This is a genomic window from Psychrobacillus sp. (assembly GCF_056205495.1).
The window spans coordinates 1-3154 of sequence record NZ_JBAEAP010000516.1 but is presented as its reverse complement, the minus strand read 5'-3'; the positions used below and the strand labels follow the sequence as shown (position 1 = coordinate 3154).

General features: G+C 37.6%; 3 protein-coding genes and 1 pseudogene. 2 read left to right on the top strand and 2 right to left on the bottom strand.

Annotation, left to right across the window (positions count from 1 at the left end; translation table 11 throughout):
- Positions 1-563: 563 nt before the first annotated feature.
- Positions 564-1316 carry an SDR family NAD(P)-dependent oxidoreductase gene (locus tag AC06OU_RS14695; protein ID WP_169360239.1) on the top strand — a complete coding sequence of 251 codons (753 nt, stop codon included), beginning with the start codon at positions 564-566 and terminating at the stop codon, positions 1314-1316.
- 180 nt (positions 1317-1496) lie between these two features.
- On the opposite strand, the gene AC06OU_RS14690 is transcribed toward AC06OU_RS14695, so the two are convergent.
- Entirely contained in the window at positions 1497-1745 is a 249-nt protein-coding gene (locus AC06OU_RS14690) for a hypothetical protein (protein WP_475856766.1), read from the bottom strand.
- A 154-nt stretch (positions 1746-1899) separates the two neighbouring features.
- Between AC06OU_RS14690 and AC06OU_RS14685 the strand changes: the two genes are divergently transcribed.
- Positions 1900-2748, top strand: coding sequence for a DUF2268 domain-containing putative Zn-dependent protease (locus AC06OU_RS14685; protein WP_475856764.1), 849 nt, complete (start codon positions 1900-1902; stop codon positions 2746-2748).
- A 7-nt stretch (positions 2749-2755) separates the two neighbouring features.
- On the opposite strand, the pseudogene AC06OU_RS14680 reads toward AC06OU_RS14685, so the two are convergent.
- A pseudogene (locus AC06OU_RS14680) lies at positions 2756-3154 on the bottom strand (class I SAM-dependent methyltransferase); the annotation flags it as partial.

Below are 3154 nucleotides of genomic sequence, written 5' to 3'. Positions count from 1 at the left end.
TTAAACCAAGAATCCATAGTAATATAAATTCCACTTAACTCCACCCCCAAAAATTGTCCAAAGAATTTCTTTTAAAGATTTTAATTCAATCCTCTAAAATTTAAATAAATGAGTTAATTTCATAAATAGCGTTTCAAGAATTAAACACGAACGATATCTCTGTATTGATTGTAGCGGCAGGCGGCGACTCCAGTGGGATGGGTGGGACAGATAAGACATCACAACCACGCGCGTGAGCGATGGGTGATGGCTTATCGCTCACCCCACGGAAAGCGTCCGACTACAGCGAAAATCATTTCTACTTTACTCTTTGAATAGCATATGATTTTAATTGGTTTCTCTTTAGTCTTCGTGTTCTTCTATAAAAATAAGGATTATGAAATTGATTTAAATAACTAAATATTACATTTATTAACTATATATGAAAATTGAGTTGAATGTAACAAATGTGCGGAATTTAAAAATATTTATTCTATTTCTTTCTATCGCGAAATAATGTTTTATTCCAATGACATGGGGAATTATTAAGGATAGACAGGTGTAGAAAGAAAGGAGTAATTTAAATGAATACAACTAAAGCAGCAATTATTACAGGTGGAGGTGGCGGCCTAGGAAGAGCGGCTGCATTAAAATTAGCTGAGTCAGGCATCAATATTAGTATTATTGATGTTTCGGAAGAGCAAGGAAATGAAACGGTTCGTTTGGTAGAAGAAAAAGGAGCTAAGGCCATCTTTATCAAAGCTGATGTAACGAAGGCTGAAGAGGTTAAAAAGTATGTAGAAAAAACAGTGGAAACCTTCGGATCAGTGGATATGTTCTTTAACAATGCAGGTATCTCTGGCCCAGGTAAGAAATTCTTGGACAATTCGATTGAACAGATTGACCTTGTAGTAGATATAAATCTTCGAGGAGCTTTATATGGTTTATACTATGTGCTACCTGAAATGATTAAGAATGGTGGAGGTAGCATCGTGAATACTTCCTCTACTGCTGGATTAGTAGGGCAGGACGGTGTCGTGAGCTACTCGGCAACGAAGCATGGTATCGTAGGAATTACGAAATCCATAGCAGCAGAATATGCAAACCAAGGTATTCAGATTAACGCAGTGGCACCAGGGTCAACGGAAACTCCTATGGTGAAACAATATAGAGAAGCGAATCCTGAGCTATTTAAAACGGTCTCTGCGGGTATTCCACAGCGTCGCTTAGGACAACCAGAGGAAGTTGCAGAATTAGTGGCGTTCCTGTTGATGAGTGAGGCAAAATATATAAATGGTGCTGTTGTACCAATTGATGGAGGATTTACTGCTGTCTAGGTAACTTATTTAGACAATTGCATACTATAACATTAAGGCATACCACTTTTGTGGTGTGCTTTTTATATAAGTAGTTGATCGCTTGTTAGTTAAGCATAGAAATATCCTATTCGGACAAAAATGAAAAAAGGAATAGGTCCGAGCCTATTCCCATAACGAAAGAAATACAAACGAGAGGTATTACCAGAAAAAGGCCCCAGCTAATGCAACACCTGCTATGGCACCTAAAGCAATACCGTAACCAAGTCCTGGTCCAAAGCCCCAAAACCCAAATCCATATCCTCCAAAGTTATTCTCAGGACGAATCCATACCATGTTTTGATCTACATTAGTAATTCTTCCTACATGTACTTTTCCTTGTTTATCCGTGATTCGCACTCTTTGTCCATGGTATTTACAGCATAAATTATACACTTGTGACTGACTCATTTTTTGTCCCCCTCTCTCAAAAAATTACATACAAGTATGTTTTATAACATATGCCGTATGAAAGTTTTCACGGTAGACAATCGTCTATGTACTATAGACATAAGTTTTCAAGCAAATCGAACATATAAAAGAATAAAGAGAAAAGGATGAGATGTTGGCTGTAATTAGAACCTCTAAATGGTTATATCAATTTATAGAAGCATGCGAGAAGAAAGATGGGAAGGAAATCTATCTTCGGCAAGGGGAAATCCTATGTGAACCCCTAATGGAGGTTTTCCCGAATGAAACTAGAGAGGCTGTGCACTATGAGCTTTTACAATACGGTTTATTTGAGCCAAATGAATGGGAAGGCTTATCGGAAACTGTAGGGGAGCTAGAAAAAAGGAAGGTTTGGGAATTAGTAAACAACGAATACAAACGGTTACGAAAGCGGTGGGGTGGCCCAAAAGTTCCGATTTATATATTCCCAATAAAATTAAAAGGAACAGGTCAGGCAAGAGAGCCTTTACCGGTAAAAAATGGTGTTGCTTATAAAAAAGCATTATTTTTATTTTTATCGAAGGACCTTTCAGAAGAAGAGATAAAGGCGACCTTAGTACATGAATATAATCACGTATGCAGATTAAATTTCTTAGATCTTACCCCTTCCCAAACAACATTGGCAGACTCTTTGATTATAGAAGGCTTGGGAGAGTATGCTGTAAAAGAGGAGTGTGGGGAAAAGCTGCTAGCCCCATGGATAGCGCTTTATCCTTACGCGGATGCTACCGAGATATGGAAGCATCGTTTCGTGCCATCCCTAGGGTTAGAAGGTGTAAAAAATCATCAGCTATTTTTATTTGGTCGTCCCAGAAGCTATTTTCCAAAGTGGATAGGCTACAATATAGGCTATCAAATAGTCGATACTTACGTAAAAAATCATGGACCGTTTCCAAAGGGCGAATTATATCACAAACCAACTAAGGAAATTATCGATGGATCTGATTTTGCTCCAAAGCCTTAATCTTCGTTTATAACTGACATTTAAAAATTCTATAGCCTATCATGTTTCCAAAATCAGCTAAAAATTGATTATGCTCATCCCAGACGTCATATAGTGTCATGTCAATATAAATGGATGGATTCATGTCCTCAATTTCTACTGGGTTCATATCGGCTGGGTTTTCTAATATCTCTATATGTGAAAAACCAGCTTTTTTTAAAATTTCTTTCCACTCTTCCTCATCCATCAGCTGTTGAATCCCATAAAGCTCCATCACTTTATGTTTCACTTCCTCCGAAGCATTAGAAGCTCCCGTCATTTCAATCAATAGTAGCTTTCCGTCCTTTTTTAATAGACGAGCAGCCTCACTCAAAGTTAGTGCAATATCCGTAAATACAAGGACCGATTCAGAAATAATAATGTCAAA

What these genes read in the sequence shown, in the direction of transcription:
- AC06OU_RS14690 (WP_475856766.1), bottom strand. Translation starts at nt 1,745, where the DNA reads ATGAGTCAGTCACAAGTGTATAATTTATGCTGTAAATACCATGGACAA.
- AC06OU_RS14695 (WP_169360239.1), top strand. Translation starts at nt 564, where the DNA reads ATGAATACAACTAAAGCAGCAATTATTACAGGTGGAGGTGGCGGCCTA.